Source organism: Plantibacter sp. ME-Dv--P-095 (assembly GCF_030209365.1).
Classification (GTDB): domain Bacteria; phylum Actinomycetota; class Actinomycetes; order Actinomycetales; family Microbacteriaceae; genus Plantibacter.
The window spans coordinates 114,903-141,768 of sequence record NZ_JARVSB010000009.1; the positions used below are offsets into that span (position 1 = coordinate 114,903).

The following is a 26,866-nucleotide window of genomic DNA, read 5'->3' on the forward strand; positions in this document are numbered from 1 at the left end:
AGCCACCACTATACCCCCAGGGGGTACCTCCTGCAACCGTTCGACCGACCGCTCGCCGGGGTCAGCCGAGGAGGCCGAGCTCCCGCACCGCGGTCCGCTCCTCCTCGAGTTCCGCCACCGAGGCGTCGATGCGCTGCTGCCACGCGGGCGCGATGTCGAGCCCCTCGACGACCTGCCAGCGACCGTCGACGGATCGCGCCGGAAACGAGCTGACCAAGCCCTCCGGCACGCCGTACCAGCCCTGCGACGGCAGGGCGACGGACGTCCAGCGATCCGGACGCTCCGGTGTCGCCGTGCCGCAGACCGAGTCGTGCACGTGGTCGATGGCGGCCGCCGCAGCCGAGGCGGCGGACGACGAGCCGCGGACGGCGATGATCTCCGCACCGCGCTTCGCCACCCGGGGGATGAACTCGTCCGCGATCCAGGCCTCGTCGACGAGGTCGAGCGCCGGGCGACCGCCGACCGTCGCATGGGAGAGGTCGGGCACCTGCGTCGCCGAGTGGTTCCCCCAGATGACGACGCCGTCGACGTCCGTCACCGGCGCGCCGGTCTTGGCCGCCAACTGCGCGACGGCGCGGTTGTGGTCGAGACGCGTCAGGGCGGTGAACCGTTCCGGCGGCACCCCGGTCGCGGCGGCCTGCGCGATGAGGGCGTTCGTGTTGGCCGGGTTCCCGACCACCAGCACCCGGACGTCATCGGCCGCGCCGGCGCCGATCGCGGCACCCTGCGGTGCGAAGATGCCGCCGTTCGCCGCCAGGAGATCGCCACGCTCCATCCCCGGGCCACGCGGCCGCGCGCCGACGAGCAGGGCGATGTTCGCACCGTCGAAGGCACGTGCCGCGTCCGTCGTCGCCTCGACGCCGGCGAGCAGGGGGAAGGCGCCGTCCTGCAATTCCAGGGCCGTGCCCTCGGCCGCGCCGAGACCCTGCGGGATCTCCAGCAGTCGCAGGAGGACCGGGCGGTCCGGCCCGAGCAGTTGGCCTGAGGCGATGCGGAAGAGGAGGGAGTAGCCGATCTGGCCGCCCGCTCCCGTGACGGTGACGACGGTGGGTTCGCTCATACCGCCACGCTACTCCGCGACCTCCGGTGCCGGCCTCGACGCCTGCAGCTCGGCCTCCGCGGAGTCGACGGCTTCGTGCTCCTCCGGCGAGACCGGTGAGACCCGGCTCTTCCGCTGGGCGGAACGCTCCGAGGGCAGCGCGACCGCCGCCTCGGTGATCCGGTTGGCCATCCCGTTGAAGATGATCCCGTGGAACGGCAGGATCGCGAACCAGTAGAGTCGGCCGCCGAGTCCCTTCGGGAAGAAGACCGCACGCTGCCGGTAGACCGAGCCGTCGCCGACCGGCGTCGCGCTCATCTCCAACCACGCCAGACCGGGCACCCGCATCTCGGCCCGCAGGCGCAGCATCCGACCGCGTTCGAGGTACTCGACGCGCCAGAAGTCGAGGGCGTCCCCCACACTCAGATGCTGCGGGTCGTCGCGGCCGCGACGGAGCCCGACGCCGCCGACGAGCTTGTCCATCCAGCCGCGGACCGCCCACGCCAGGGGGAACGAGTACCACCCGTTCTCGCCGCCGATGGACTCGATGACGGAGAAGAGCCGATCCGCGTCCGCGGACGTCTTGCGCTCCTTGAGGTCGATGTAGACGACGTGCCCCGCCCAGTCCGGGTCGCTCGGCAACGGGTCGCTCGGCGCGCCGGCGACCGTCGCGTTCCGCCAGGAGGTCTCCACCTCGCCGTCCTTCATCCGCTGCAGCGCGAGTCGGACCGCCCGACGATAGCCGGTCAGCCCGCCCTCCGGCGGCGGGATCACCGCGTCGATGTCGTGGTCCCCCATGACGCAGTCGACCAGGAGGGATTCGATGATGGGTGACGCCAGACGGCGCGGGATCGGCGTCACGAGGTTGACCCACTGCGAAGCCAACCACGGCGTGAGCACCGGCAACGGCGCGATGGGGCGCTGCGGGAGACCGGCCTCCACGGCGTACCCGTTCATCATCTGGCCGTACCGCAGGACGTCCGGCCCGCCGATGTCGAACGCGCGGTTCACGTCGCGGTCGACCTCGGCGCCCGCCAACAGGTAGTGCAGGACGTCCCGGACCGCGATCGGCTGGATGAAGTTCCGGACCCAGCGGGGTGCCGGCATGTACGGGAGGATGTCGGTCAGATGCCGGATCATCTCGAACGAGGTCGATCCGGAACCGATGACCACACCGGCCTGCAGCACGAGCGTCGGCACACCGGATTCGAGGAGGATCCGCCCGACCTCGGTGCGGGAGCGCAGATGCTTCGAGAGCTCGACACCCTCCGGGTGCAGGCCACCCAGGTACACGATGCGTGAGACTCCGGCCGCCGCAGCCGCAGCCGCGACATGCTCGGCGGCATCGTATTCCGTCTGCTCGAAGTCGCCCTTCCCGCCCATCGAGTGCACGAGGTAGTAGACGACGTCGACGTCCACGCAGGCCGCCTTGACCGCGGCCGCGTCGCCGAGGTCACCCTCGACGACCTCCACGTCGTCCCGCCACGGCACGTCGGTCAGCTTCTGCGGCGAGCGCACGAGCACCCGCACCACGTACCCGGCCTCCAACAGGCGCGGGACGAGCCGCCCGCCGATGTAGCCGGTGGCACCCGTGACGAGCACGCGCTTTGGAGTCGATGATTCGGTCATGGACGCAACGTTACGGCCCCGCGACGACAGCGTCGCCCGGCTGTACAGCCGGGCGACGCTGTGCAAGAGCCACGCGGGCGCTCGTCGGGGCTACAGGAGGGCCTTCGTGTGCCAGACGGTCTTCACCTCGGTGAAGGCCGTGATCCGATCGAGGCTCGCCGGGACGGACCCGGTGGCACCGCTCGGACGGACGACGCGCTTCAGCGTCTCCGCCGCGAGGACCTCGAGCTCGATCCAGTCGAGTGCCCCTGCGCCCGCGAGGTCGATCGCGTTGACGTCGGCGTGCGAGGCGAGCCAGGGGGCCATCTCCGCGGGCGAACCCGTGAGCACGTTGACGACGCCACCGGGGACGTCGCTCGTCGCGAGCACCTCCGCCAGGCTGATCGACGACAGCGGGAACCGCTCGCTCGCGATGACGACGACCGTGTTGCCGGCGACCAGCGCCGGGGCGACGACGCTCGCGAACCCGAGGAGCGACGACTCCTGCGGCGCGATCAGCGCGACGACACCCGTCGGTTCCGGCACCGAGAGGTTGAAGTACGGACCCGAGACGGGGTTCGCTCCCCCGACGACCTGGACGTACTTGTCGGCCCACCCCGCATACCAGACCCAGAGGTCGATGGCCTCGTCGACCTGGGCCGCGGCGGACGCCTGCGACACGCCCTCTGCGCGGACGATCTCGTCCACGAACTGGGCGCGACGCCCCTCGAGCAGCTCGGCGATGCGGTAGAGCACCTGGCCGCGGTTGTACGCGGTCGCACCGGACCATCCGCCGAGCGCCGAGCGGGCGGCGACGACCGCGTCGCGGGCGTCCTTGCGCGAGGCCAATGACGCGTTCGCCAGGAACCCGCCGGTCGAGTCGGTCACCTCGTACGTCCTTCCGGATTCACTGCGGGGGAACTTGCCGCCGATGGCGAGCTTGTAGGTCTTGGGGACGGTGAGCCGGCTCATCGCTGCTCCTCCTTCGTGGTGCTCGTGGCCGATGCGGAGGCTGCGGTGACGCTCGATCCGGCTGGCGCGAGGTACGCGCCGAGACCGTGTCGTCCGCCTTCGCGGCCGTACCCGGACTCCTGGTAGCCACCGAAGGGGCTGGCCGGGTCGAAGCGGTTGAAGGTGTTCGCCCAGATGACCCCGGCGCGCAGCTTGTCGGCCACGGCGAGGATCCGGCTGCCCTTGTCGCTCCAGATGCCCGCCGACAGTCCGTACGGGGTGTTGTTCGCCTTGGCGATCGCCTCGGCGGGGGTCCGGAAGGACATGACCGACAGGACCGGCCCGAAGATCTCCTCGCGCGCGATCCGGTGGCTGGTCGACACGTTCGTGAAGATCGTCGGCGCGAACCAGAAGCCGTTCTCGGGCAGCTCGCACGCCGGGCTCCAGCGCTCCGCACCCTCGAGTTCGCCGATGTCGGAGAGCTCGCGGATGCGGGCCAGCTGCTCGGCCGAGTTGATCGCACCGACGTCGGTGTTCTTGTCGAGCGGGTCGCCGACGCGCAGCGTCTGCAGGCGATGCTTCAAGCGGTCGACGACCTCGTCGTGGATGCTCTCCTGGACGAGGAGCCGCGACCCCGCGCAGCAGACGTGCCCCTGGTTGAAGAAGATGCCGTTGACGATGCCTTCGATCGCCTGGTCGATGGGCGCGTCGTCGAAGACGATGTTCGCGGCCTTGCCACCGAGCTCGAGCGTCAGCCGCTTGTCCGAACCCGCGATGGTCTTCGCGATCTCCCGGCCGACGGCCGTCGACCCGGTGAACGCGACCTTGTTGACGTCCGGGTGCCGGACGATCGCCGCGCCCGTCGCTCCGGCGCCGGTGACGATGTTGACGACGCCCGCGGGGAGTTCCGCCTGCTGGAGGATCTCCGCGAAGATGAGCGCGGTCAGCGGCGTGGTCTCCGCCGGCTTGATGACGACGGTGTTCCCTGCGGCGAGCGCCGGGGCGACCTTCCAGGCGAGCATGAGGAGGGGGAAGTTCCACGGGATGACCTGGCCGGCCACACCCAGGGCGCGGGGGTTCGCGCCGAGACCGGCGTAGTCGAGCTTGTCGGCCCACCCCGCGTAGTAGAAGAACCAGGCGGCGACGAGCGGGACGTCCACATCGCGGGACTCCTTGATGGGCTTGCCGTTGTCGAGGCTCTCGGCGACCGCCAGTTCACGGGCGCGTTCCTGGACGAGCCGTGCGATCCGGAAGAGGTACTTGCCGCGATCGGCGCCCGACAGCTTCGACCACACGCGGTCGTAGGCGCGTCGTGCCGCGACGACGGCGCGGTCGACGTCGGCGTTGCTCGCGGCGGAGATCGTCGCGATCGGCTGCTCGGTGCTCGGCGAGATCGTCTGGAAGGAGCCGCCGGTCCCCTCCGTGAACTCGCCGTCGATGAAGAGGCCGTACTCGGAGCGGAGGTGGAGGACCGAGGTCGACTCCGGGGCTGGTGCGTATTCGAGGAAGCTCATGATGTCCTAGTCGATCGTGACGTAGTCGGGGCCGGAGTAGTGGCCGGTGGTGAGTTTCTGCCGCTGCAGGAGCACGTCGTTGAGGAGGCTCGAGGCGCCGAAGCGGAAGAGGTGCGGCTGGAGCCAGTCCTCGCCGACCGTCTCGGCGACGGTCACGAGGTACTTGATGGCGTCCTTCGACGAGCGGATGCCTCCGGCGGGCTTCACGCCGATCTGCTCGCCCGTGAGACGGTGCCAGTCGCGGACGACCTCGAGCATGAGCAACGTCACCGGGAGGGTGGCGGCCGGTGCGACCTTGCCGGTGGAGGTCTTGATGAAGTCGCCACCGGCCAGGATCGCGAGCCATGAGGCGCGCTTCACGTTGTCGTAGGTGTTCAGCTCACCCGTCTCGAGGATGACCTTGAGGTGCGCCGAGGTCCCGTCGCTCCGACGGCAGGCCTCCTTGACGGCGACGATCTCGTCGAAGACCTGACCGTACCGACCCGAGAGGAAGGCACCGCGGTCGATGACCATGTCGATCTCGTCCGCCCCGGCGTCGACGGCGTCGGCCGTGTCGGCGAGCTTCACGGCGAGCGAGGCACGGCCGCTCGGGAAGGCGGTGGCGACCGCCGCGACGTTGATGCCCGCCGCGTCGTGCCCTGCACCGGGCTGCTTGTGCGCCGCCCCGAGCGCCTCGACGGCGTAGGGCACCATGTCGCCGTAGACGCACACGGCGGCCACGCGAGGCGTGGACGGGTCGCCGGCGTCCGGCGTGATGGCCTTCGCGACGAGGGAGCGCACCTTGCCGGGGGTGTCGGCACCCTCGAGCGTGGTGAGGTCGATGAGCTCGATGATCCGGTCGAGGGCCCAGGCCTTCGAGGTCGTCTTGATCGATCGGCTGCCGAGGTCGGCCGCCCGCTGTTCGAGCCCGACGGCGTCGACGCCGGGCAGGCCGTCGAGGTAGCGTCTGAGGCTGGCGTCGGTGACGGGGCCGTCGACGAGTTCGAGCGCCGTGGGCTTCGCCACGAGGTCTCCTGGTGGGGTGGTCATGGTGTGTTCCTTCCGAGCAGTTCGTGCTCCAGGGTGTGCTGCTGAACAGGTGATGGTTCGAGATCGCTGAGCAGCGCCGTCGCGGTCACCTCGTCCGTGACGAGCACGGTGCAGAGTCCGCTGCTCACGACGGCCCGAGCGACGGCGTGCTTCGGTGCGCCCGCGATGACCGCGATGCTGCGCGCGGCCCCTCGCAGGGCCTCCAGCCCGAGACCGACCGTGCGCTCGTCGAGCGTCGGGTCGACGATCATGCCCTCGGCGTCGATGTACCGCCCGACGACGTCGCCGACGGCACCACGCGCGACGAGGACGTCGACATCGGCGGCTGTGAGGTAGCCGCTGTGCACGAGGGCTGAGTCGGGACCGGCGACGCCGGCGCCGTAGAGGTAGGTGTCCGCGGCCGCCGCCGTGCGAAGGACCTCCGCGACGGTGCGGTCGGACTCGATGCTGAGTTTGGTCTCGAGACGCTCGAAGATCGCCGGGCTGGGGAGCAGGGTGACGTCGCCGCGACCTTTCTCCGCGATCCTGGCCGCCGTCGCCGCAGCGGTGCCGACACGCTGGTTGAGACTCACGCCGCCGTTGATCTGCACGACGGACAGGCCGGTCGCCCAGCCGTCCGGCAGATGGTCGGCGAGGTCTCGGAGGGTCCTGCCCCAGCTCACGCCGAGCGTCCGCGGCACGGGCCGCATGGCACCGAGGTAGTCCGCCGCGGCGCGCGCCACGCGCTCGTGGAGCTCCGCACTGTCGCTCGGGCTCGGGACGACGACCGCGTCGACGAGTCCGAACCGCTCGCGGAGCGCCCGCTCGAGCGGGAGACGGCGCGCACGCGGGTGCACGATCTCGATGCGGATGTAGCCGAGTTCTCGGGCCTGGGCGAGGAGCCGGCCGACCTTCCACCGGGTGATCCCGAGCAGGGCGCCGATCTCGTCCTGGGTCTTCGTCTCGTCGTAGTACAGCTCCGCGGCACGCACCGCGAGCAGTTCATCGCGTTCGATCACCTCGGGCCTCCTCCGACTCCCCCAGCCTAGGACGGCTCACCGGGTCGGACAACGACCGTTGGTCGTTCTGCTCAGATGAGCAGGCCGTGACGCGCATCCGCGCATCGGGTACCGCGACTGCGAGCGCTCAGGCTCGCCCATGTCCCCGGGCGGCGAGGTCGGCCTCGATCGTCGTGGGGCGTCCCGTGATCCGACCCGCGACGGCGCAGAGGGCACCCGTGGCCAGCAACAGGACGAGCGGCACGGTCCACGACCCGGTCACCGCATGGAGCAGGCTCACGACCAGCGGGCCCAGGGCACCGAGGGTGTAGCCGACGCTCTGGACGAATCCGCTCAGGGCGACCGCGCCGTCGTGACTCGCGGTCCGGAGGTTGATGAGGACCAGGGCGAGCGGGAACAGCAGGGGGCCGAGCCCCGCGAGCAGGACCCACAACCAGGTCAGGGTCGCCGGCCAGAGGAGCAAGCCGAGATAGCCGAGCACGAAACAAGCGCTCGCGACGTACACGAGGACCGCCACGTTCCGCAGCCGGGCGACGAGCATCGGGACGATGAGACTCGCCGGCACCCCCATCGCCGAGAAGAGCGAGAGCAGGAGACCGCCCTGCGCGGGCGTGACCCCCGCCACGTCGGTGACGATGGTGGGCAACCAGGTGAACATCGCGTAGGCGTTCAGCGACGACGTGGCGAACACGGCAGCGATCGCCCAGGCGATCGGCGACCGGTGAACGAGGACCCGGCCGCGCGACTCCTCGATCTCCGGGTCGGCCGCGGCCGCGGCGCGGGCGTCCCGACGCTCCCTGACGATGAGCCCGATCCAGGGCACCACGGCCAGCATCGCGACGATGGACCACACGCCGAGCGACACGTGCCAACCCGCCGCCTCGGCCACCGGCACGGCGACGAGCGGCGGCAGGAAGGTGCTCACCGACAGGACCGTCGCGTAGAGCGAGGTCACGAGGCCGACCCGGTCGGGGAAGTACTTCTTGACGAGCGGCGGGAGCACGACGTTGCCGATGCCGATGCCGGCGAAACAGAGCGCACTGCCGACCGCGAGGACGGCGAAGTGTGGCGCGAGGGATCGCACCAGGTGCCCGACCACGATCGACCCGAGCGCGATCAGCAGCACGGGCTCCAGGTGCAGCCGACGCACGAGGCGCGGCGTGAAGACGCCGAACAGGGCGAAGCACAGCGGCGGGAGCATGCCGAGCAGCCCCAGGCCGACCGAGCCGACACCGATGTCGCCGTCGATCTCGGCGAAGATCGGGGACAGTGACGTGACGGCCGTCCGCAGGTTCGCCGCGACGAGCACGATGCCGACGAGCGCCAGGACCCTTCCCCGCCAGAGGGGACGCGGCCCCACTAGGACAGCATCCGGCGTGCGCGCTCGACGTCGTCGGTCATCTGGACGATCAGGGGCTCGATCCCGGTGAACGCGACCATGCCGCGGATCCGCTCCACGAACTGCACCTCGACCTCGTCGTCGTAGAGGTCGAGGTCCGTCTCGTCGAGCACGTAGGCCTCGACCTGCTTCTGCGGCACCCCGTCGAAGGTCGGGTTGTTCCCGACGGAGATCGCGGCCGGGTAGTACCGACCGCGCCACCGCAGCCAGCCGGCGTACACCCCGTCGGCGGGGATGAGCCCCTGGGAGTCGGGAGACAGGTTGGCGGTCGGGAACCCGAGTTCACGGCCACGCTTCGCGCCGTGCACCACGATGCCGCGCACCTCTGGTGGACGACCGAGGAGCCGCGAAGCCTCACGGACGTCGCCCTCCTCCAGCAGTTCCCGGATCCAGGTGGACGACACGCGGCGGCCACCCTCCGGACGCACGTCGTCGACGACGTGCACCGAGAAGCCGTAGACCTCACCGAAGGACTCCAGGGTGGCGACGGTGCCGAGGCCCCGGTGCCCGAAGCGGAAGTCCTCGCCGACCAGCACCGTCTTCGCATGCAGCGCGCCGACGAGGATCGACGTGACGAACTCCTCGGGCGTCAACTGGGCGAGGGTCTGGTCGAAGCGGAGCAGCAGGGCGGCATCGACACCCGCGGACGCCAACAGTCCGAGCTTCTGCTCGTTGCTGACGAGTGAGGCCGGGCAGCGGTCGGGGTTGATGAGACTCAACGGGTTGCGGTCGAAGGTGACCGCGACCGAGTCGAGCCCGTCGGCTGCGGCCGCGTCGAGCAGGGCCGCGATGACGGCGCGATGGCCGCTGTGGACGCCGTCGAACTTGCCGATGGTGACGGCTGAGGGCCCGAAGCCGTCTGGGACCTGGTCGAGCTCGGTGAAGGTGATCATTTCGTGGAGCGCCGATGTCCGGCCAGCCACCACAGTCCGAGGACCGGGAGGACGAGCGGGATGAAGACGTACCCGCGACCGAAGACGGACCACACGGTGTCGTGGGGGAAGAGTTCCGGATCGAACAGGCTCAGCAAGCCGACGATCAACACCCCGGCGAGTTCGAACGAGATCGTGCCCCACGCGATCCGTCGCCACGCCGCCCCTGGTGCCACGAGCGACGCGGTGGCCAGGATGTACACCACGGCCGCGACGGCGGAGAGCACGTAGGCCAGCGGTGCCTCGTCGAACTTGGTCGTGATCTGCACCACCGAGCGACCCGTGGCGGCCAGCGCGAGGATCCCGTAGACGGCGACGAGCACGACCCCGACACCACGGACGCGTGGACGGGACGGAGCGGTGGTGGGGAGAGCCATGACTTATCGATTCTATGTGATCCGGACCGGCGGCCCGGCCCTTCGGAGCCTCGACGCCAGCACGGACCGCTCAGGCGAGTTGCACGCTCCAGATCTGCTCCATGCGGTACAGCATCACGGCGACGGCGAGACACACGACCCCGAGGACGACCGTCGACCACCGACCCCGCTCGACGAGTGCCCAGAACCCCCCGGCGATCGGCAGGATCATGGCTGAGATGAGATAGGTGAAGAACTCGGGCACGCTTCCGGTGGCCGTGTTCCCGAAGGCCGGCGCGGCGATGGAGACGACGAGCTGCGCGACGAGGAGCAGCTCGACGAGGGCCGTGGCCCCCATGGTCAGGTCGCTCGGCGGACGACCGATCAGCCCGAACACGACGCAGAGGAGCCCGGCCACGACGGCGACCCCGATCTGGACGACGGTGAACCACTCGATCATGCCGACTCCTCGGCGGGGAAGTTCACGACCGACTTCAGGGAGCCACCGCGCCGTTCGACGAGCCCCACCAACCGGCCGTCGGGCGCGATGGCCGCGATCGGGCCGGAATGCCCGGCCGGCAGCTCGCGGTCGAGACGCTTCCCGTGGCCGAGGTCGACGGACTCCTGCTCCGTCAGCTCGAGCGCGCCGAACAGCTGCCGGGCGACGTCGGCGGGGCGCAGGAGTGCGCGATCGACGTCGAGCTCGTCGATGGTCGAGGCCGCATGGACGTCGAACGGTCCGATCCTCGTCCGTCGCAGGGCGGTCAGATGCCCGCCGACGCCGAGCGACGCACCGAGGTCGCGGGCGAGCGCGCGGATGTACGTGCCGGACGAGCAGACCACGCGGACGTCGACGTCGACGACCGCGTCCGTTCGGCGGATGTCCGACACGTCGAAGGCACTCACCGTCACCGCGCGCGACTTCAGCTCGACCTCGATCCCCTCACGGGCCAGGGCGTACGCCCGCTTCCCACCGACCTTGATGGCGCTCACCGTGCTCGGAACCTGCTCGATGTCGCCCGTCAGCGGACGGATCGCCGCGATGATCGCCGCGTCGTCGACGGCTGCCACCGCGCCCCGGTCGGCGCGCTCGGTGACCTCACCCTCGGCGTCGTCGGTGGAGGTGGCCTCGCCGAGCCGGATGGTCGCCGTGTACTCCTTGTCGAGACCGACGATGAAGGTCAACAGTCGCGTCGACGACCGGATACCGAGGACGAGCAGTCCGGTGGCCATCGGGTCGAGCGTGCCGGCGTGGCCCACCTTGCGCGTGCCCGCGAGGCGCCGGACCCGCGCGACCGCATCGTGCGAGGTGTGCCCCTGCGGTTTGTCGATGAGGAGGACACCGGGCTGCGCAGCCGCGGATCCGGGTGCTGCTGCGTTGTTCTCGACCACGTTGCAACGCTACCAGCGGCCGTCGGCGCCCACGGCCGAGCGCCGAGCCGAGCGGCCCTGGGCCGAGCCGAGCGGCCGCGCGCCGCTCAGCAGAAGTCGGCGAAGATCCGCCGAGGATGCCGCTCGTCGGTGTTGTCGACGATCGCGGTCGCCCGGGCGGTCGGGTCGTCGTCCTTCCGGTAGAGCGCCTGCCCACCGACGTAGCGCGCGTTCGACGGCGCCGCGGGGTCGGCGTCGACACCCAGCGTGTCGTGCAGCCGCGCGTAGGCCACGTCCAGCGGGACGTCGACCCACACGGATGCGTGCCAGAGTCCGCGGAGCTCGGGACGGTTGAGGAACACGCCGTCCACGATCAGGACCGCGTCCTGCGGCCCGGTCGTCCACCGGAGTGGCGCGCCGACGTCGCGTTCCTCGTCGAACCCCACCAGCTGGAACCCGGTGCTGCCCGCCAGGCGGAACGGCTCGATCAGCACTCGTCGGAGGAGTGAGTAGTCGAAGGAGTCGTTCCAGAACCCCTCTGCCGAGTCCCGGCCGCGCGCATACCGTTCCTCGCGTGGTCGGTGGAAGTCGTCGATCGACGCCCGGAACACGGCACGCCCGCCCTCGTCGAACACCTCGGCGAGACCATCGGCGAACGCGGCCGTGCCGGACCCTCCGATCCCGTCGACCGCGATCATGGTGCGGCCGCGCGGGTAGTCCCGTTGGAACTGGTCTCGCAGCTGCCGCAGCAGCTCGATCCGTGGCGTCGTGACGAGCTTCATGGCGCCGAGCCTACCCGGGCGGATCGTAGGCTGGTGCGGTGCCGTCCGACCCTTGCGACCTCGCCCCCCTCGTCTTGGACTGGTTCCGCGCCAACGCGCGCGACCTGCCGTGGCGACGTCCCGGGTTCCCGGCGTGGGGCACCCTCGTGTCGGAGTTCATGCTGCAGCAGACCCAGGTCAGCCGGGTGATCCCGCGCCTCGAGGAGTGGCTCGGGCGCTGGCCGGCTCCCGCCGATCTCGCGGCGGAACCGCCCGCCGAAGCCGTCCGCGCCTGGGGTCGCCTCGGCTATCCGCGTCGCGCGCTCTGGTTGCACGCCGCCGCCACGCAGATCACCGAGCGACACGGCGGGGTCGTCCCGTCGGACGTCGACCAACTCCTCGCACTCACCGGCATCGGCGACTACACGGCGCGCGCCGTCGCGGTCTTCGCCTACGGCGACCGGCATCCGGTGGTGGACACGAACACCCGCCGCGTGATCGCCCGCGCCGTCGGTGGTCAGGCGGAGCCCGGACCGCCGAACGCGAAGGTCGACCTCCCGGCGATGGAGGGCCTGCTGCCCGAGGACCGGGCCGAGGCGGCGGTGTTCAACGCGGGCATGATGGAGATCGGTGCGATCGTGTGCACGGCGAGGTCTCCCCGGTGCGAGGAGTGCCCGCTCCGCGAGGTGTGCGCCTGGCGGGCGGCCGGGTATCCGGCCTACGACGGACCGGTCAAGACGAAGCAGAAGCAGTTCGTGGGCAGCGACCGACAGGTCCGAGGCATCATCATGGCGGAGCTGCGCTCGACCCACCGGTCACTGACCGAGGAGGAACTCCGCGGTCGTTGGCCCGATGGCGCACAGTTCGACCGCGCATTGGCAGGGCTCGTCGCCGACCGCTTGGCGGTCCGCATCGACGGCGGCTACGCGCTCCCCCACGAGTGAACGCCGACAGGCCCAGCGACCGGACCCCGAAGGGCGGTCCCTGAGCCTGTCGAAGGGTGGTCGCTGAGCCTGTCGGAGCGCGGTCCTAGGCCTCGGCGTCGGCGTCGCGCGGCTTGACGTAGGGGTCCTCGTCACCGGCGTACGCGGCACCGGCGGCCAGACCGGCCACCTCGGTGTCGCGGTTCTTCGCTTCGCGGAGCAGATCCTCGATGTGCTGTGCGTTCTCGGGGATCGCGTCCAGGAAGAAGTCGAGGCTCGGGGTGAGCCGGGTGTTGATGTTGCGGCCGATCTCGGCACGCAACAGCCCCTTCGCGGACTCGAGCGCCGCCGAGGTGTCGGCGCGCTCCTCGTCGGAGCCGTACACCGTGTAGAACACGTTCGCGTGCTGGAGGTCGCCGGTCACCTGGACGTCGGTGATCGTCACGAAACCGAGCCGCGGGTCGCGGATGCCCTTGTCCAACCGCTTGGCGATGACTTCTTTGATCCGGTCCGCCAACTTGCGGGCCCTGGGGTTCTCTGCCATCTCGTCCTCCTCTGATGACCGCCGGGCGGACGACCGCTCGGCGGGGTGCTGCACACAATATAAGCAGGAATCCCCGCCGTCCTCCCTGAGGAGGACGACGGGGACCGGCCGAGCGGACTAGCCGCGCGGCTTCTCCTTCATTTCGATCGTCTCGATCTCGTCACCGATCTGGATGTCGTTGAACTTCCCGAGACCGATACCGGCCTCGAAGTCCGTACGGACCTCGGTGACGTCGTCCTTGAAGCGACGCAGCGACTCGATCGCCAGGCTGTCGCCGACCACGACGCCGTCGCGGATGACCCGCGCCTTGGCGTTCCTCGTGATCGTTCCGGAGCGGACGATGACACCCGCGATGTTGCCGAACTTCGAGGAACGGAACACCTCGCGGATCTCGGCGACACCGGACTGGACCTCTTCGTACTCGGGCTTGAGCATGCCGGTGAGGCTCTGCTCGACGTCCTCGAGGGCGTTGTAGATGACCGAGTAGAAGCGGACGTCCACACCCTCGCGAGCCGCACGTTCGCGGGCCTTCGGGTCGGGGCGCACGTTGAACCCGATGATGATCGCGTTGTCGATCGTTGCCAGGTTGACGTCGGACTCGGTGACCGCACCGACACCGCGGTGGATGATCCGCAGCTGGACGCTGTCGTCGACGTCGATCTTGAGCAACGACTCCTCGAGCGCCTCGACGGCACCGGAGACGTCACCCTTGATGATGAGGTTGAGCGACTCGACCTTGCCCTCTTCGAGTGCACGGGTGAAGTCCTCGAGCGAGATGCGCTTGCGAGCCTTGGCCAGAGCGGCATTGCGCTCCGCAGCCTCACGCTTCTCGGCGATCTGGCGAGCGGTGCGGTCCTCCTCGGTGACGAGGAAGGTGTCGCCGGCCCGAGGGACACTCGAGAGGCCCTGCACCTGGACGGGACGCGAGGGACCCGCCTCGGCGACGGTGTCGCCGTTCTCGTCGACCATGGCACGCACGCGGCCGTAGGCCGTACCGGCGACGATCGCGTCGCCGACCCGGAGCGTACCCGACTGGATGAGCACGGTCGCGACGGAGCCGCGGCCCTTGTCGAGCTTGGCCTCGATGGCCACACCGCGGGCGTCCTTGTTCGGGTTCGCACGCAGGTCGAGACCGGCGTCGGCGGTGAGCAGGACGGCGTCGAGGAGATCCTTGATGCCGGTGCCGGCGCGAGCCGAGACGTCGACGAACATGACGTCGCCGCCGTACTCCTCGGCGACGAGGCCGTACTCGGTCAGCTGCTGGCGCACCTTGGCCGGGTTGGCGTCGGGCTTGTCCACCTTGTTGACCGCGACGACGATCGGCACGTTGGCAGCCTGGGCGTGGTTCAACGCCTCGACCGTCTGCGGCATGATGCCGTCATCGGCCGCGACCACGAGGATCGCGATGTCGGTGACCTGCGCACCACGAGCACGCATGGCGGTGAACGCCTCGTGACCCGGGGTGTCGATGAAGGTGATCGGACGTTCGAGACCTTCGTGCTCGGCGACGACCTGGTACGCACCGATGTGCTGGGTGATGCCACCGGCTTCGCCGGCCACCACGTTCGCGTTCCGGATGGCGTCGAGCAGGCGCGTCTTACCGTGGTCGACGTGACCCATGACGGTGACCACGGGAGGACGGATGGCGAGGTCCTCATCGGACTCGTCCTCCAGCTCCTGATCGAGGTCGATGTCGAAGCCTTCGAGCAGCTCCCTGTCCTCGTCCTCGGGCGAGACCATCTGGATCTTGTAGCCGAGCTCGGAACCGAGCACGTCGAAGGTGGCCTCGTCGAGGGACTCCGTCGCCGTCGCCATCTCACCGAGGTGGAAGAGCACGGTGACGAGGTTGCCGGGGCTGGCGTCGATCTTGTCGGCGAAGTCCGAGATGGACGCACCGCGACGCAGACGGACGATGGTGCTGCCGTCACCGCGGGGAACGCTCACGCCGCCGAGCGACGGGGCTTCCCGCAGCTCGAATTCGGCCCTCTTCGTCCGCTTCGACTTGCGTGCCTTGCTCTTGCCGCCACCGCGACCGAAGGCACCTGCGGTACCACCGCCGGGTCCGCGACCACGACCGCCGCCACCACCTGGGCGACCGGCGAACCCGCCTGCGGGGGCTCCACCAGGAGCGCCACCGGGACGGAAGCCGCCACCCGCACCGGCACCGCCGGGACGGAAGCCGCCGGCACCGCCGGGACGGCCTGCGCCACCCGGACGACCGGGACCGCCGGGACGCTGGCCCTGGCCGACGCCCGGACGGGGCGAGCCTGGGCGAGGAGCCTGCGGACGAGGGATGTTGCTGGGGTTCGGACGCTGACCCATGCCCTGCGCCGCGGCGAAGGGGTTGTTGCCCGGACGCGGCGTGCCGGTGGGGCGCTGACCCATGCCCTGCGACGAGGCGAAGGGGTTGTTGCCGGGGCGCGGCGCGCCCGGACGGGGACCGCCGGGCTTGGCGGCGTCGCCGGACGGGGCGTCACCGGCGGCCGGGGTGGCAGCCGGAGTCGCGGGAGCGGCCGGGGCGGCAGCCTCGGGCGTCTCCGCCACGGGGGCGGGAGCGGCCGGGGCCTTCGGGCCGGGTGCAGCCTGCTTCGGCGCCGGAGCAGCCGGAGCCGCAGCCTTGGGAGCGGGTGCGGCGGGGGCCGGAGCCTTCGGCGCGGCGGGTCCCGGGGTCGGGGCGCCGGGGGTGGCCGGACGCTTGGCCGGGGCGGCGGGGGCCGCAGCGGCCTTGGCGCCCTCTGCCTCGAGGGCAGCGCGCAGCTTGCGGGCCACCGGGGGTTCGATACTGGAAGACGGTCCCTTGACGAACTCGCCCAATTCCTTGAGCTTCGCCATGGCGATCTTGCTGTCTACTCCGAGTTCGGATGCGATCTCGTGTACACGTGGTTTTGCAGCCACAATTCTCCTGTCTGAGCTTGCACCCAGGCAGGGGCAAGCGTTAGTGGTGGACGGTGCTCATTTCGAGCCGCTCATGAGTTGTCCATTAGCCGTTCAGCCTGTTCTCTCGGAATGCCGGGCCGGATGGCACGGCAGCAGGATGTCGGCCCGGGATCCGGGCCTCGTACCTGCAGTGGGAAGCACGGTGTGCGCCGAAGCGCTCTCACGTGCAAGCTCCATCGTACACCCCGAGCCTGGGTGCCGGCTCACCGCCCGGCCGATCCGCGCGGATCGGCTCAGTCTGCGGCCGGTGCGTCCGCGGCGACCGTCGCGACGGCCGCGAGGACCGCGTCGGCCCCTGGGCCCACGGTCAACCGCAACGCCCGGGTGAACGCACGCCGGTGCACCGCCTGCTCGACGCAGGCGGTGGTCGGGTGCACCCAGGAGCCTCGGCCCGGCAGGCGCTGAGCGACGTCGGGGACGAGTTCTCCCTCGATCGCCACCACGCGGAGCAGGGCCGAGCGCGGCTCGCGACGACGACAGCCGACGCAGGTCCGCACCGGTTCCATCCGGATCAGTCCGATTCGAGGATCGAGTCCGGCTGGATGTCGATCTTCGCGCCGGTGAGCTTCGCGGCCAGACGGGCGTTCTGCCCCTCCTTGCCGATCGCGAGCGACAGCTGGTAGTCCGGGACGAGCGCGCGGACGGCCTTGAGCGACTGGTCGATCACGTACGAGCTCGTGACCTTGGCCGGCGAGAGCGCGTTCGCGACGAAGGTCGGCAGGTCCGGCGAGTAGTCCACGATGTCGATCTTCTCGGCCCCGAGCTCGTCGGTGACGGCACGGACACGACGCCCGAGCTCACCGATGCAGGCGCCCTTGGCGTTGATGCTCGGGTCGTTCGCCTTCACGGCGATCTTCGTGCGGTGGCCGGCCTCGCGGGCGAGCGACACGATCTCGACGATGCCGGAGGCGATCTCCGGGACCTCGAGCGCGAACAGCTTGCGGACGAGACCCGGGTGCGTGCGCGACACGGTGATCTGCGGACCCTTCAGGCCCTTCGACACACTCGTGACATAGACCCGGATGCGCGCTCCGTGGGGGTACTCCTCACCGGCGACCTGCTCCTCGGGCGGCAGCATCGCCTCGATCGTGCCGAGGTCGACGTGGATCATGCGCGGGTTCGGGCCCTGCTGGATGACGCCGGCGATGATGTCGCCCTCGCGTCCCTTGAACTCGCCGAGCACCGCGTCGTCCTGGATGTCGCGGAGGCGCTGGAAGATGACCTGCTTGGCGGCGAAGGCGGCGATGCGACCGAAGTCGTCCGGCGTGCTCTCCGCCTCGCCGATGAGGACGCCCTCGTCGTCGAACTCCGGGACGAAGACGCCGACGTGGCCGGTCTTGCGGTCGAGCTGGACCCGAGCTGCCGGCACTTCGGTACGAGCCACGGGCTCCGCACCCTCCGTGCTCTTCAGGTACGCACTCAGGATGGCCTGCTCGATGATCACGACGAGCTCCTCGAAGGGGATCTCCTTCTCGCGTTCGATCGACTTCAACAAACCGAGATCGATGTCCATCGATGGCCTCCTCTATTCAACTGATGGTGCCGCGGCAGGACGTGCAGCGGCACGACGGGCATGCTGCTGCCGTGCTGCCGAACCCGTCTGTCTACGGTACCGGATGCCGACGGGTACGTCATCCACCGAGCTGGGAAGCGGCCGCGCGTCGAGGAGGCCGGCTCCCCCGGCTCGACCGCCGCTTCGAGCGGGTGACATGATTGCCCCATGGTCTTTGGCGAGCTGCGGAACGTCATGCGGAGCACGCGGGTGCGGATCCTCGTCGCGATCCTGGTCGCGACGACGCTCGCGATGACGCTCGTCGGCGTGTCGACCTACACGCTCGGACGCCAGCAGACCCTGGCGACGATCGACGCCCGGCTGGAGCACAGCGCCGAACTCATCGCCTTCATGGTCGTCGGGTCGGGGAACTCGGCCGACGCCCCGGCGACCAGCGACGCAGCCGTCGACGCGGTCATGCGCCGCTGGATCTTCGCCGAGGACGAGACCGCCGTCGGCGTCCGCGCGGACGGCTCGACCGTCCCGCCGAGTGCTCCCTCCGCCTTCCGCCTCGACGACGACCCGGCACTCCTCGACGCCATCACCGCACGCGCGTCGCGCGGCGTGGTGACGGGCGAGGCCGACGGCCAGCGCACCGTGCGGTACGCGATCATCCCGGTGCAGGTCGTCGGCGACCCGAACGTGGCGCACGTCGTCATCGCCACCGACATCCACGCCGCCCTCGCCGAATCGCGCGGAGTGCTCGCCGTCGAGATCGTCGTCGCCGTCGTCTGCCTCCTCCTGCTGGGGCTCGTCGGCTGGCAGCTCGCGGGCGGGCTGCTCCATCCCATCAGGCTGCTCCGGGACGCCGCGGCGCGCATCACGGAATCCGACCTCGACGAGCGGATCCCGGTCGTCGGCCGGGACGACGTCTCCGAGCTCACCAGGACGGTGAACGGGATGTTGGACCGCCTCGACGAGGCCTTCACGAGCCAACGTCAGCTGCTCGACGACGTCGGTCACGAGCTGAAGACGCCGCTGACCATCGTTCGTGGACACCTCGAACTCCTCGACCCGTCCGACCCGGCGGACGTGGCGGCCACCCGCGACCTCGCACTCGACGAGCTCGACCGCATGAGCTCTCTGGTCGCCGACATCACGGAGCTCTCGACCGCCGGCCTGGCCTCGACCCTCGATCGCGAGCCGGTCGACGTCGCATCGTTCACCGCCTCCGTGCACGACAAGGCGACGGCGATCTCGACCGACCACACCTGGGTCCTCGGCGACCAGGCCGAACTCACCGTCGACGTCGACTCCGGCCGACTCGCGCAGGCCTGGCTGCAGCTCGCCGACAACGCGGCGAAGTACTCGCCGTCCGGCTCGACGATCGTCGTCTCGAGCCGGTTCGACGAGTCGGACGACCCGGCACTCGTCCTCTCAGTCTCCGACGAGGGTCCAGGCGTTCCCGAGGCGCTCCGCGAGCGCATCTTCGACCGGTTCACGCGCGTCAGCGGCGGGCGCGGGGTCGCCGGCTCCGGCCTCGGGCTGTCGATCGTGCAGGCCATCGCCGCCGCGCACGGCGGTTGGGCCGAGGTCGAGGACGGCGACGGACCCGGCTCCGTCTTCAGCATCCGGCTCCCGCTCGCGGTCGCCGAGGACGACGAGGACGCCGACACGGCCGTCGAGCTCGATCCCGACGAGACCGCGGCGATCCCCCGGGACGCGATGGCGCAGGCCATCGCCCTCCGCGAGGCGCAGGCGGCCATGGAGGCGCAGGCCGCCATGGAGGCCACGGCGTCACCGACGGAGCCGTCAACGGTGCACGTGGAGCCGGTGGACGACTTCCCCGACCTCGTCGACACCTCGGCACGGCGTCGGCCGACGGAGGACGGCTCATGAGCCGGATCCTGGTCGCCGAGGACGAGACGCGCATCTCCGCGTTCGTCAGCAAGGGCCTCCGCGCCGCCGGACACACGGCCGACGTGACCGTCGACGGTTCGCAGGTCGTCGAGCTCGCCGAGAGCGGGGACTTCGACCTGCTCGTCCTCGACATCGGGTTGCCGGGCGTGGACGGCTTCGAGGTGCTCAGGCGGCTGCGTGACGACGGCAGCGAACTCCCCGTCATCATCCTCACCGCCCGCGACTCCGCCCGCGACCTCGTCGCGGGTCTCGACGGGGGCGCGAACGACTACATGTCCAAGCCGTTCCGGTTCGAGGAGCTGCTCGCCCGCATCCGCCGCCGGCTGGCCGAGCGAGGGGCGACCGCCCCCGCCGCGGTCGAGGAGCGTCTGATCGTCGGGCGGCTCGAACTGGAACTCCGCGAGCGCCGGGTGCTCGTCGACGGCGTCCCCGTGGAACTCTCCACCCGGGAATTCGCCCTCGCCGAGGAGTTCTTCCGTCACCCCGACCAGGTGCTCAGCCGCGAGGAACTCCTCAGCCGCGTGTGGGGCTACGACTTCGACCCCGGCTCCAACGTCGTCGACGTCTACGTGCGCTACCTGCGGAACAAGATCGGCAAGGACGCCATCGCCACCGTCCGAGGAGCGGGCTACCGGCTCAGCACCAGACGGTGACGGCCGTCACCCGACGAGGATGACGACCGTCGACGTGCTGGCCTCGGCTAGAGCGACAGCTCGCTGATCGCGACGCGTTCCTTCGTCCCCGCGGCGCGGTCCCAGAGTTCGACGAAGCCCTCGGTGGCCTCACGGCCGACGACCACGACCACCGGGACACCGATCAGTTCGGCGTCACCGAACTTGACGCCAGGAGACACCTTGCCGGTGCGGTCGTCGTACAGGACGTCCTTGCCGGAGGCCTCGAGCGACGCGACGAGGGACTCGGCCACCTCGAAGATGGCCGCATCGCGACCGGCGGCGACCACATGGACGTCGAACGGCGCCACGGCCTTCGGCCAGATGAGTCCGCGCTCGTCGTTGTTGCCCTCGGCGATGATCGCGAGGATGCGGGTGATGCCGATGCCGTAGGAGCCCATCGTCACCGTCACGAGCTTGCCGTTCTCGTCGAGCACCTTGAGACCGAGGGCCTCCGCGTACTTGCGTCCGAGTTGGAAGACGTGACCGATCTCCATGCCGCGTGCGAGTTCGACCGGACCCGAGCCGTCGGGTGCGGGGTCACCGGCGCGGACCTCCGCGGCCTCCACGAAGCCGTCGGCCGTGAAGTCGCGCCCGGCGACGAGACCCATGACGTGCTGCTGGTCGACGTTCGCCCCCGTGATCCACTGGGTGCCGTCGACGACGCGCGGGTCGAGCAGATACCGGATGTCCGTGGCCGACTCCTCGCCGAGGACGGGGCCCTGCGGGGACCACGGACCGATGTAGCCCTTGACCAGGCCGGTGTGCTTCGCGAAGTCCGCGTCGGTGGCCGCTTCGACCTCGGCCGGGCTGAAGGCGACCTCGACCCGCTTGAGGTCGACGTCGCGGTCGCCGGGGAGCCCGATGACGACGAGCTCGCGCGTGCCGTCGAGGTGGGTGAGCGCCAGGACGACGTTCTTCAGCGTGTCGGCAGCCGTCCACGGACGGCCGTCGTCGCGCGGGTGGCGGTCGTTCGCGAGGTCGACGAGGGTCGCGATCGTCGGGGTGTCCGGCGAGTCGAACACGGTCGCCGGGGCGAGTCCGTCGACGGGACGGGCCTCGGGGACCTCGGTGGTGTACGCCTCGACGTTCGCGGCGTACCCGCCGGCCGAACGGACGAAGGTGTCCTCACCGACCACGGTGGGGTGCAGGAACTCCTCGCTCCGCGAACCTCCCATCGCTCCCGCGTCCGCCTGGACGATCACGTACTCGAGACCGAGGCGGGTGAAGATGCGCTCGTAGGCATCCCGCTGCGCCTGGTAGCTCGCGTCGAGCCCGGCGTCCGTGACGTCGAAGGAGTAGGCGTCCTTCATCGTGAACTCGCGGCCTCGGAGCAGGCCGGCCCGGGGCCGGGCCTCATCCCGGTACTTGTCCTGGATCTGGAAGATCGACAGCGGCAGGTCCTTGTAGGACGAGTAGAGGTCCTTCACCAGGAGGGTGAAGACCTCCTCGTGCGTCGGCGCGAGCAGGTAGTCGGCCCCCTTGCGGTCCTGGAGCCGGAACAGCGCGTCGCCGTACTCCTCCCACCGCCCGGTGACCTCGTAGGGCTCGCGAGGCAGCAGCGCGGGGAAGTGCACCTCGAACGCGCCGGCGTTCGCCATCTCCTCGCGGACGATGGCCTCGATCTTGTTCTTGACCCGCAGCCCGAGCGGGAGCCAGGCGAAGACACCCGGTGCCTGGCGGCGGATGTACCCCGCCCGCACCAGCAGGCGGTGACTCGTCACCTCCGCATCGGAGGGGTCTTCACGGAGCGTACGGAGGAAGAAGTTCGAAAGGCGCGTAACCACCTGTCCATGCTAGTCCGTCGTGGCGCGGGCGCCCCTGACCCCTACCAGGGGCGCTCGGCGAAGTTGCCGTTGTCGTTGTTCCGCCCGCGGTTCCTCGCGTCCTCGGTGGACTTGTCCTGCTGCGCGTCCTGGCCGGCGTCCTTCAGACGGTCGACCTTGCCGTCGACCTCGCTGTCGCCCGTGCCACTCGATCCGCCCGAGTCGCCGTCGCCCTGGCCGGTGTCCGAGGGATCCTGCTGGTCCTGCCCGCCCGAGCGGTCGCGCTGGTCCGCCGCATCCTCGCGCTTCCGGTCGATGCGGTCGCCCGTGTCCTTGAGGTTCTCGCCAGGCGTGCCCTTGGGGTCGATGACGTCGGGCTGCTGCCCGGCTCCGCCTTGATCGCCTTGATCGCCTTGGTCGCCCTGGTCGCCTTGGTCGCCCTGGTCGCCCTGATCACCCTGCTCGCCCTGGTCGCCCTGGCCACCTTGGTCGCCCTGGTCGCCCTGGTCGCCCTGATCACCTTGGTCGCCCTGGCCACCCTGATCGCCCTGATCGCCCTGGTCGCCCTGGTCGCCCTGGCCACCCTGCTCGCCCTGGTCATCTTGGCCGCCCTGGTCATCTTGGCCGCCCTGATCACCCTGGTCGCCCTGCCCACCCTGATCACCCTGGTCGCCCTGTCCACCGGCGTCCTGCTGATCCTGTTGGTCCTGCTGGTCCTGCTGGTCCGACCCGCCCTCGAAGCAGTCCTCGCCCTCGTCGACGATGCGCTTCGCCGTGTCGTACAGGTTGATGGCGCCCTGGAAGAACTGACCCTTCACGTACTCGTCGGCCTGCGTCTCGTACGCCCGCGCCAGGTTGACCCGGACGATGCACGAGGTCTCCTCGGTGGGCGCGAGTTCGAGCGCTTTCGCGAGGTCGTCGGTCCCCTGCACCCAGTCCTGCCCGACGGCGGCGGCGGTGCCGCGGTCGAACCAGGCGATCCACGGCTCGACGACGTTCGCCGTCTGGAGGTGTGCAGCGCTCAGCTGCGCCCCGGAATAGTCCTCGGCGCGGTACCCGGAGATCGCCGCCTGGGCCACGACCGGCAAGCTGACGAGTTTGACGCCGACGGTGAGCGCGACGAGGACGAGCGGCAGCGACCACCAGAAGAGTCGACGGCGCAAGCGGGCCACCTCGCTCGGAGCCAACGGTCGACGCCGCGGTTCCTCGATCAGGGGCCGTGGCTCCGGATTGCGCGGCTCGGTCTCGACCCGGTCGGACTGCACACGATCGTCGAAGAGCGTCATGTCTGACTCCCCTTCGTCCGTCGCAGTTCACCGAGCGCCGCCACGATCGCCGGGATCTCCGTGAGGAGCAAAACACCGAACGCGAGGGCGAACACCCAGTACAGCTCATCGGTGCGTCGGATGTCCACCTCGTCCTGCACCGTCACGCCGCCGACGGCGAGACCGTCGAGGACGTCGTCGAGCGAGGCACCCGGCGTCCTGATCTCCGCTTTCACTCCGAGCTGTGACGCGATCGTCTCGAGCGCGCCCGGGTCGAGGCGCGACACCGCGGGCTCCCCCGTCGAGTAGTCCTGGATGTAGCGCACGCTGCCGTCCTCGTACCCCGAGAACTCACGCATCGTGCCGCCGGCCTCGGTCCCGTAGCCGAGCACGCCTCCGCCGCCGATGAGCGGCGCGATCGACTCGAACGACTCGGGTTGGCTGCCGCTCGTCTGCTCGCCGTCGCCCAGATAGAAGACGATCCGGTTCCGGCCGGGCTCCTGCTCCTCGGCCTTGGTCAACAGGGTGGTCAGGTACTCGACCGGTTCGTCGATGCTGCTCCCCCGGGAGTAGGTGGTCACCTCCTGCGTCATGGCCTCCGTCGCGGAGCGCAGCGCGGTCGCGTCGGTCGTGAGCGGCATGCGTTGGACGGTGACGGCGTCGAAGGTCACGAGCGCGTAGCGGGCGCCCGCCAAGCGATCGGCGATGCCCGTGATGTCGGCCTTCGCGCCGTCGAGCCGGGTGGGCGGTTGCGGTGCGCCGTTCTCGTCCGTGTCGGGCAGGGTCTCGTCCGACCAGTCCTCCGCCGCCATGGAACTCGTGGTGTCCACCACGAAGTAGACATCGAGGTCGCCCATCGCCGACGGCGGACGGTGGTTGCCCGGGATGGTCGGACGGAGCGCGATGACGACGAGGACGAGGACCATCGCCAGGCGGGCGAGCCAATGCCAGGCACCGGGCCGGCGGATACCGGCGAGGTACTGCCAGCCGGCGAACGCCGCGAGGACCGCTCCGAACACGGCGAGTGCCCAGATCGGGAGGACGGGGTTGATCGTCATCGGCGCAGCCTCCAGGCGAGCAGCATGAGCAGCGCGAGGCCGCCGAACGCCGCGAGGACGAAGACCAGCGGCTCGTCGACCTGGACGAGCTGCTTCGCGCCCTTCAGGGTCTTGGTCTGCTCGGCCGTGATCTGCTGGACGATGCCGCCGACCGCGGCGGGGTCGGCGAGCGCGTAGTAGTCCCCGCCGGTCGACGTCACCACCTCGTCCATCTCCGCGGCCAGGTCGTCGAGGTAGTCCTTGCTGCTGACGTCGCCGGGGTTGATCCCGTAGACGGTGACGTCCTGGGCCTTCGCGTACTCGCCGGCCTCCTTGAGGGTGAGGATCGGTTCGCCGGCGACGTAGTTGTCGGTCGCGAGGACGATCGACCGTGACCGCTGCTCGCCGACCTGGTCGAACCGCATGACGCACGAGCCGAGACCGTCGCCGATGAGTGAGGAGCCGTTGCCGAGGTCCGTCCCGTTCCAGTACTCGTAGTCGCTCTCGGGCGAGGTGAGGTCTTCGACGAGGTGGTCGAGTTGGGCGGTCACGTAGTCGTAGTCGCTCGTGAGCGGGAAGTAGGTCGTCGCGGACGCGTTGAACAGCACGAGCGCGATCCGTTCGCCGTCGAAGCGTTGCACGAGGGACTCGAACACCCCCACCAGGGCGGCGTCGTACTCGGTCATCGAACCGGACACGTCGAGGCAGAGCACGATGTCGCGGTTCCGGAGCTCGGGCTGGAACACCGTGGTGCTGACCACGCGTGATCCGAGCGCCGTGCCGGCGAGCAGCAGGACCGCCACCGCGGCGATGGTCGCGACGACCAGCCGTCGGTACCGCGTCAGCGCCCGGCGGTAGCCCGGAAGCGCCGTGAGGCGCCCGGAGTGGGCGACCCACAGCGGCTCCTGGTTCGCCTTCCGACGACGGCCGGCGCGCGTCGCGAGCACGGCGACGGCGACCACGGCGGCGACGACGAGGAGCCAGACGAGCGGCATCCACCAGTAGATCAGCTCCATGTCGTCACCACCTGTCGGGCGAGCGCGGCGGCGTCCGGGACGCTCCCCGTCTCCGCCTCACGGAATTCGACCGGGTAGTACGCGGACACGGCACGACTGAGCGGCGCGAGCCCCGCGCGGTCGAGGTCGGCGAGGGTCATGACCTGGGCACGGACACCGCTCGACTCGTGGGCGTACATCCGGAGGATCGCGCCGAGCCGTTGATGGGCCCGTCGAGTGCTCAACCCACCCTCGGCGTGCTCCTGCTCGATCTCGCCGATGAGCCCCAGGTAGCGGTCCCGCAGCACGGTCGGCGACGGCGGAGGCGTCGGACGGGGCGCGCTGCCGCGGGCGCGTCGGCGCACGTGCGCGAACATCCAGACGTACCACCCGATCACGAGGGCGATGAGCACGAGTCCGATGACCGGCCAGAGGAGCGTGTACTGGACCGGTGCGTAATAGCCGTTATCGCCGGGCATGACGGTGGGCCTCGAGGAGATGGAAGAGCACGGGGATGACGTCGTCGGCCCCGGTCACCCGCTGCCCGCTGATGCCGAGCGTTTCGAGCTGGTCGAGATGGCGGGCCGTGGCGTTCCGGACGGCGTCGGCGAACTCCCGGCGGAGCGCGTCGTCCGACCGGACGAAGGCCGGCAGGGACCGCTCGTCGGCGACGTCGACCATCGACCGGCTGGTGTAGTCGGCGCGCATGAGGTCGGCGTCGCCGACGGAGATCCACAACACCTCGTGCTGCGCGTGCAGGCGGCGGAGGATCGCCGACCGTCTCGGGGTGATCTCCTCGTCGTCGGAGACGATCACCAGCAGGCAGCGCTGGGTGACGGAGCGCGCGGCGAACCCGAGGAGTTCGTCGAGGTCGCTCTGCGGCGCTGCGAGCGAGGCGCGCCGGTCGATGTGCTGCAGCAGGCGCTCCAGAGCGGACTCGGTGCCAGCCGGTCGCACGAGTTCCGGTGCCGCGGCGTCACCGGCGACGAGACCGACGAGGTCGCCGTGCCGGATCGCGAGGTACCCGAGGATGCCCACGGCCAGGATCGCGACCTCGCGTTTCGTGCTGCCGCCCTCGGCGAGCGCCGCGAGGTCGCGTCCGGTGTCGACGGCGAACAGCACGTGGTGCTTCCGGCTCGCGATGTAGCGCTTGACGAGCGGCGTGCCGTGCCTGGCGGTCGCCTTCCAGTCGATGTCCTTGATCTCATCGCCGGGCGTGTACTCCCGGAGGTCGTCGAAGTCGAGGCTCCTGCCCTGGAACACCGATCGGTACTCGCCGTCGAGCATCCCCCGCACGCGGCGGTGGGCATGGATGAAGAGCTTCGACTTCACCCGGTGGAGCAACGGAGCGGACATGG

General features: G+C 70.2%; 25 protein-coding genes. 3 read left to right on the top strand and 22 right to left on the bottom strand.

The genetic code is table 11. The annotated features are described in order from the left end of the window. Positions 1-61 precede the first annotated feature (61 nt). From QRN26_RS12715 to QRN26_RS12770, 12 genes are all read right to left on the bottom strand, one after another. Entirely contained in the window at positions 62-1,060 is a 999-nt protein-coding gene (locus QRN26_RS12715) for a malate dehydrogenase (protein ID WP_285037118.1), read from the bottom strand. 9 nt (positions 1,061-1,069) lie between these two features. After that, entirely contained in the window at positions 1,070-2,668 is a 1,599-nt protein-coding gene (locus QRN26_RS12720) for an SDR family oxidoreductase (protein WP_285037119.1), read from the bottom strand. A 90-nt stretch (positions 2,669-2,758) separates the two neighbouring features. Then, positions 2,759-3,619, bottom strand: coding sequence for an aldehyde dehydrogenase family protein (locus QRN26_RS12725; protein ID WP_285037120.1), 861 nt, complete (start codon positions 3,617-3,619; stop codon positions 2,759-2,761). Then, positions 3,616-5,112, bottom strand: a complete 1,497-nt coding sequence (locus QRN26_RS12730) for an aldehyde dehydrogenase family protein (protein ID WP_285037121.1) — start codon at positions 5,110-5,112, stop codon at positions 3,616-3,618. Before QRN26_RS12730 ends, QRN26_RS12725 begins: the two co-directional genes overlap by 4 nt. A 6-nt stretch (positions 5,113-5,118) precedes the next feature. Beyond that, entirely contained in the window at positions 5,119-6,141 is a 1,023-nt protein-coding gene (deoC, locus tag QRN26_RS12735; protein WP_285037122.1) for a deoxyribose-phosphate aldolase, read from the bottom strand. Then, positions 6,138-7,139, bottom strand: coding sequence for a sugar-binding transcriptional regulator (locus QRN26_RS12740; protein WP_285037123.1), 1,002 nt, complete (start codon positions 7,137-7,139; stop codon positions 6,138-6,140). Before QRN26_RS12740 ends, deoC begins: the two co-directional genes overlap by 4 nt. Positions 7,140-7,266: 127 nt before the next feature. Then, positions 7,267-8,499: an MFS transporter gene (locus QRN26_RS12745; protein WP_285037124.1), complete on the bottom strand. Its 1,233-nt coding sequence runs from the start codon at positions 8,497-8,499 to the stop codon at positions 7,267-7,269. After that, a complete protein-coding gene (locus tag QRN26_RS12750; protein WP_056012299.1) occupies positions 8,499-9,431 on the bottom strand; it encodes a bifunctional riboflavin kinase/FAD synthetase in 933 nt (310 codons plus the stop codon). Before QRN26_RS12750 ends, QRN26_RS12745 begins: the two co-directional genes overlap by 1 nt. Further along, positions 9,428-9,847 carry a hypothetical protein gene (locus QRN26_RS12755; RefSeq protein WP_056012302.1) on the bottom strand — a complete coding sequence of 140 codons (420 nt, stop codon included), beginning with the start codon at positions 9,845-9,847 and terminating at the stop codon, positions 9,428-9,430. The genes QRN26_RS12750 and QRN26_RS12755 overlap by 4 nt, the downstream gene beginning before the upstream one ends. 70 nt (positions 9,848-9,917) lie before the next feature. Beyond that, positions 9,918-10,286, bottom strand: a complete 369-nt coding sequence (locus QRN26_RS12760) for a hypothetical protein (RefSeq protein WP_056012305.1) — start codon at positions 10,284-10,286, stop codon at positions 9,918-9,920. After that, a complete protein-coding gene (gene truB, locus QRN26_RS12765; protein ID WP_285037125.1) occupies positions 10,283-11,218 on the bottom strand; it encodes a tRNA pseudouridine(55) synthase TruB in 936 nt (311 codons plus the stop codon). Before truB ends, QRN26_RS12760 begins: the two co-directional genes overlap by 4 nt. Positions 11,219-11,304: 86 nt before the next feature. Next, positions 11,305-11,979: a nucleoside/nucleotide kinase family protein gene (locus QRN26_RS12770; RefSeq protein WP_285037126.1), complete on the bottom strand. Its 675-nt coding sequence runs from the start codon at positions 11,977-11,979 to the stop codon at positions 11,305-11,307. A 38-nt stretch (positions 11,980-12,017) separates the two neighbouring features. Here QRN26_RS12770 and QRN26_RS12775 point away from each other — a divergent pair, with 38 nt between their 5' ends. Next, a complete protein-coding gene (locus QRN26_RS12775) occupies positions 12,018-12,902 on the top strand; it encodes an iron-sulfur binding domain-containing protein (protein ID WP_285037127.1) in 885 nt (294 codons plus the stop codon). 85 nt (positions 12,903-12,987) lie between these two features. Here the strand turns inward: QRN26_RS12775 and rbfA are convergent, their stop codons facing one another. The 4 genes from rbfA to nusA form a co-directional block, all read right to left on the bottom strand. Next, entirely contained in the window at positions 12,988-13,425 is a 438-nt protein-coding gene (gene rbfA, locus QRN26_RS12780; RefSeq protein ID WP_056012316.1) for a 30S ribosome-binding factor RbfA, read from the bottom strand. 117 nt (positions 13,426-13,542) lie between these two features. Beyond that, entirely contained in the window at positions 13,543-16,320 is a 2,778-nt protein-coding gene (gene infB / locus QRN26_RS12785; protein WP_082456158.1) for a translation initiation factor IF-2, read from the bottom strand. 275 nt (positions 16,321-16,595) lie between these two features. Continuing rightward, entirely contained in the window at positions 16,596-16,868 is a 273-nt protein-coding gene (locus QRN26_RS12790) for a YlxR family protein (RefSeq protein WP_056781847.1), read from the bottom strand. Positions 16,869-16,873: 5 nt separating this feature from the next. Continuing rightward, on the bottom strand, positions 16,874-17,875 hold the full coding sequence (nusA, locus tag QRN26_RS12795; RefSeq protein ID WP_285037128.1) for a transcription termination factor NusA: 1,002 nt from the start codon (positions 17,873-17,875) through the stop codon (positions 16,874-16,876). A gap of 207 nt (positions 17,876-18,082) precedes the next feature. On the opposite strand from nusA, the gene QRN26_RS12800 reads away from it, so the two are divergent. Further along, complete coding sequence (locus tag QRN26_RS12800; protein WP_285037129.1) at positions 18,083-19,753, top strand: sensor histidine kinase; 1,671 nt, start codon at positions 18,083-18,085, stop codon at positions 19,751-19,753. After that, complete coding sequence (locus tag QRN26_RS12805) at positions 19,750-20,427, top strand: response regulator transcription factor (protein WP_056012330.1); 678 nt, start codon at positions 19,750-19,752, stop codon at positions 20,425-20,427. Before QRN26_RS12800 ends, QRN26_RS12805 begins: the two co-directional genes overlap by 4 nt. A gap of 47 nt (positions 20,428-20,474) precedes the next feature. On the opposite strand, the gene QRN26_RS12810 is transcribed toward QRN26_RS12805, so the two are convergent. From QRN26_RS12810 to QRN26_RS12835, 6 genes are read right to left on the bottom strand one after another with little or no spacing between them, the layout of a single operon-like run. Beyond that, the gene (locus tag QRN26_RS12810; RefSeq protein ID WP_056012333.1) at positions 20,475-22,232 is read right to left on the bottom strand and encodes a proline--tRNA ligase; all 1,758 of its coding nucleotides are present in this window, start codon (positions 22,230-22,232) and stop codon (positions 20,475-20,477) included. Between the two features lie 41 nt (positions 22,233-22,273). Next, complete coding sequence (locus QRN26_RS12815; protein ID WP_285037130.1) at positions 22,274-23,497, bottom strand: hypothetical protein; 1,224 nt, start codon at positions 23,495-23,497, stop codon at positions 22,274-22,276. Then, complete coding sequence (locus QRN26_RS12820; protein ID WP_285037131.1) at positions 23,494-24,534, bottom strand: VWA domain-containing protein; 1,041 nt, start codon at positions 24,532-24,534, stop codon at positions 23,494-23,496. Before QRN26_RS12820 ends, QRN26_RS12815 begins: the two co-directional genes overlap by 4 nt. Next, positions 24,531-25,529, bottom strand: coding sequence for a vWA domain-containing protein (locus QRN26_RS12825; RefSeq protein WP_285037132.1), 999 nt, complete (start codon positions 25,527-25,529; stop codon positions 24,531-24,533). The genes QRN26_RS12820 and QRN26_RS12825 overlap by 4 nt, the downstream gene beginning before the upstream one ends. Beyond that, positions 25,520-25,987 (bottom strand): hypothetical protein, encoded by a 468-nt coding sequence (locus QRN26_RS12830; protein WP_056012342.1) that lies wholly within the window; start codon positions 25,985-25,987, stop codon positions 25,520-25,522. The genes QRN26_RS12825 and QRN26_RS12830 overlap by 10 nt, the downstream gene beginning before the upstream one ends. Beyond that, the gene (locus QRN26_RS12835; RefSeq protein WP_056012345.1) at positions 25,974-26,864 is read right to left on the bottom strand and encodes a DUF58 domain-containing protein; all 891 of its coding nucleotides are present in this window, start codon (positions 26,862-26,864) and stop codon (positions 25,974-25,976) included. Before QRN26_RS12835 ends, QRN26_RS12830 begins: the two co-directional genes overlap by 14 nt. Between the last annotated feature and the right edge of the window lie 2 nt (positions 26,865-26,866).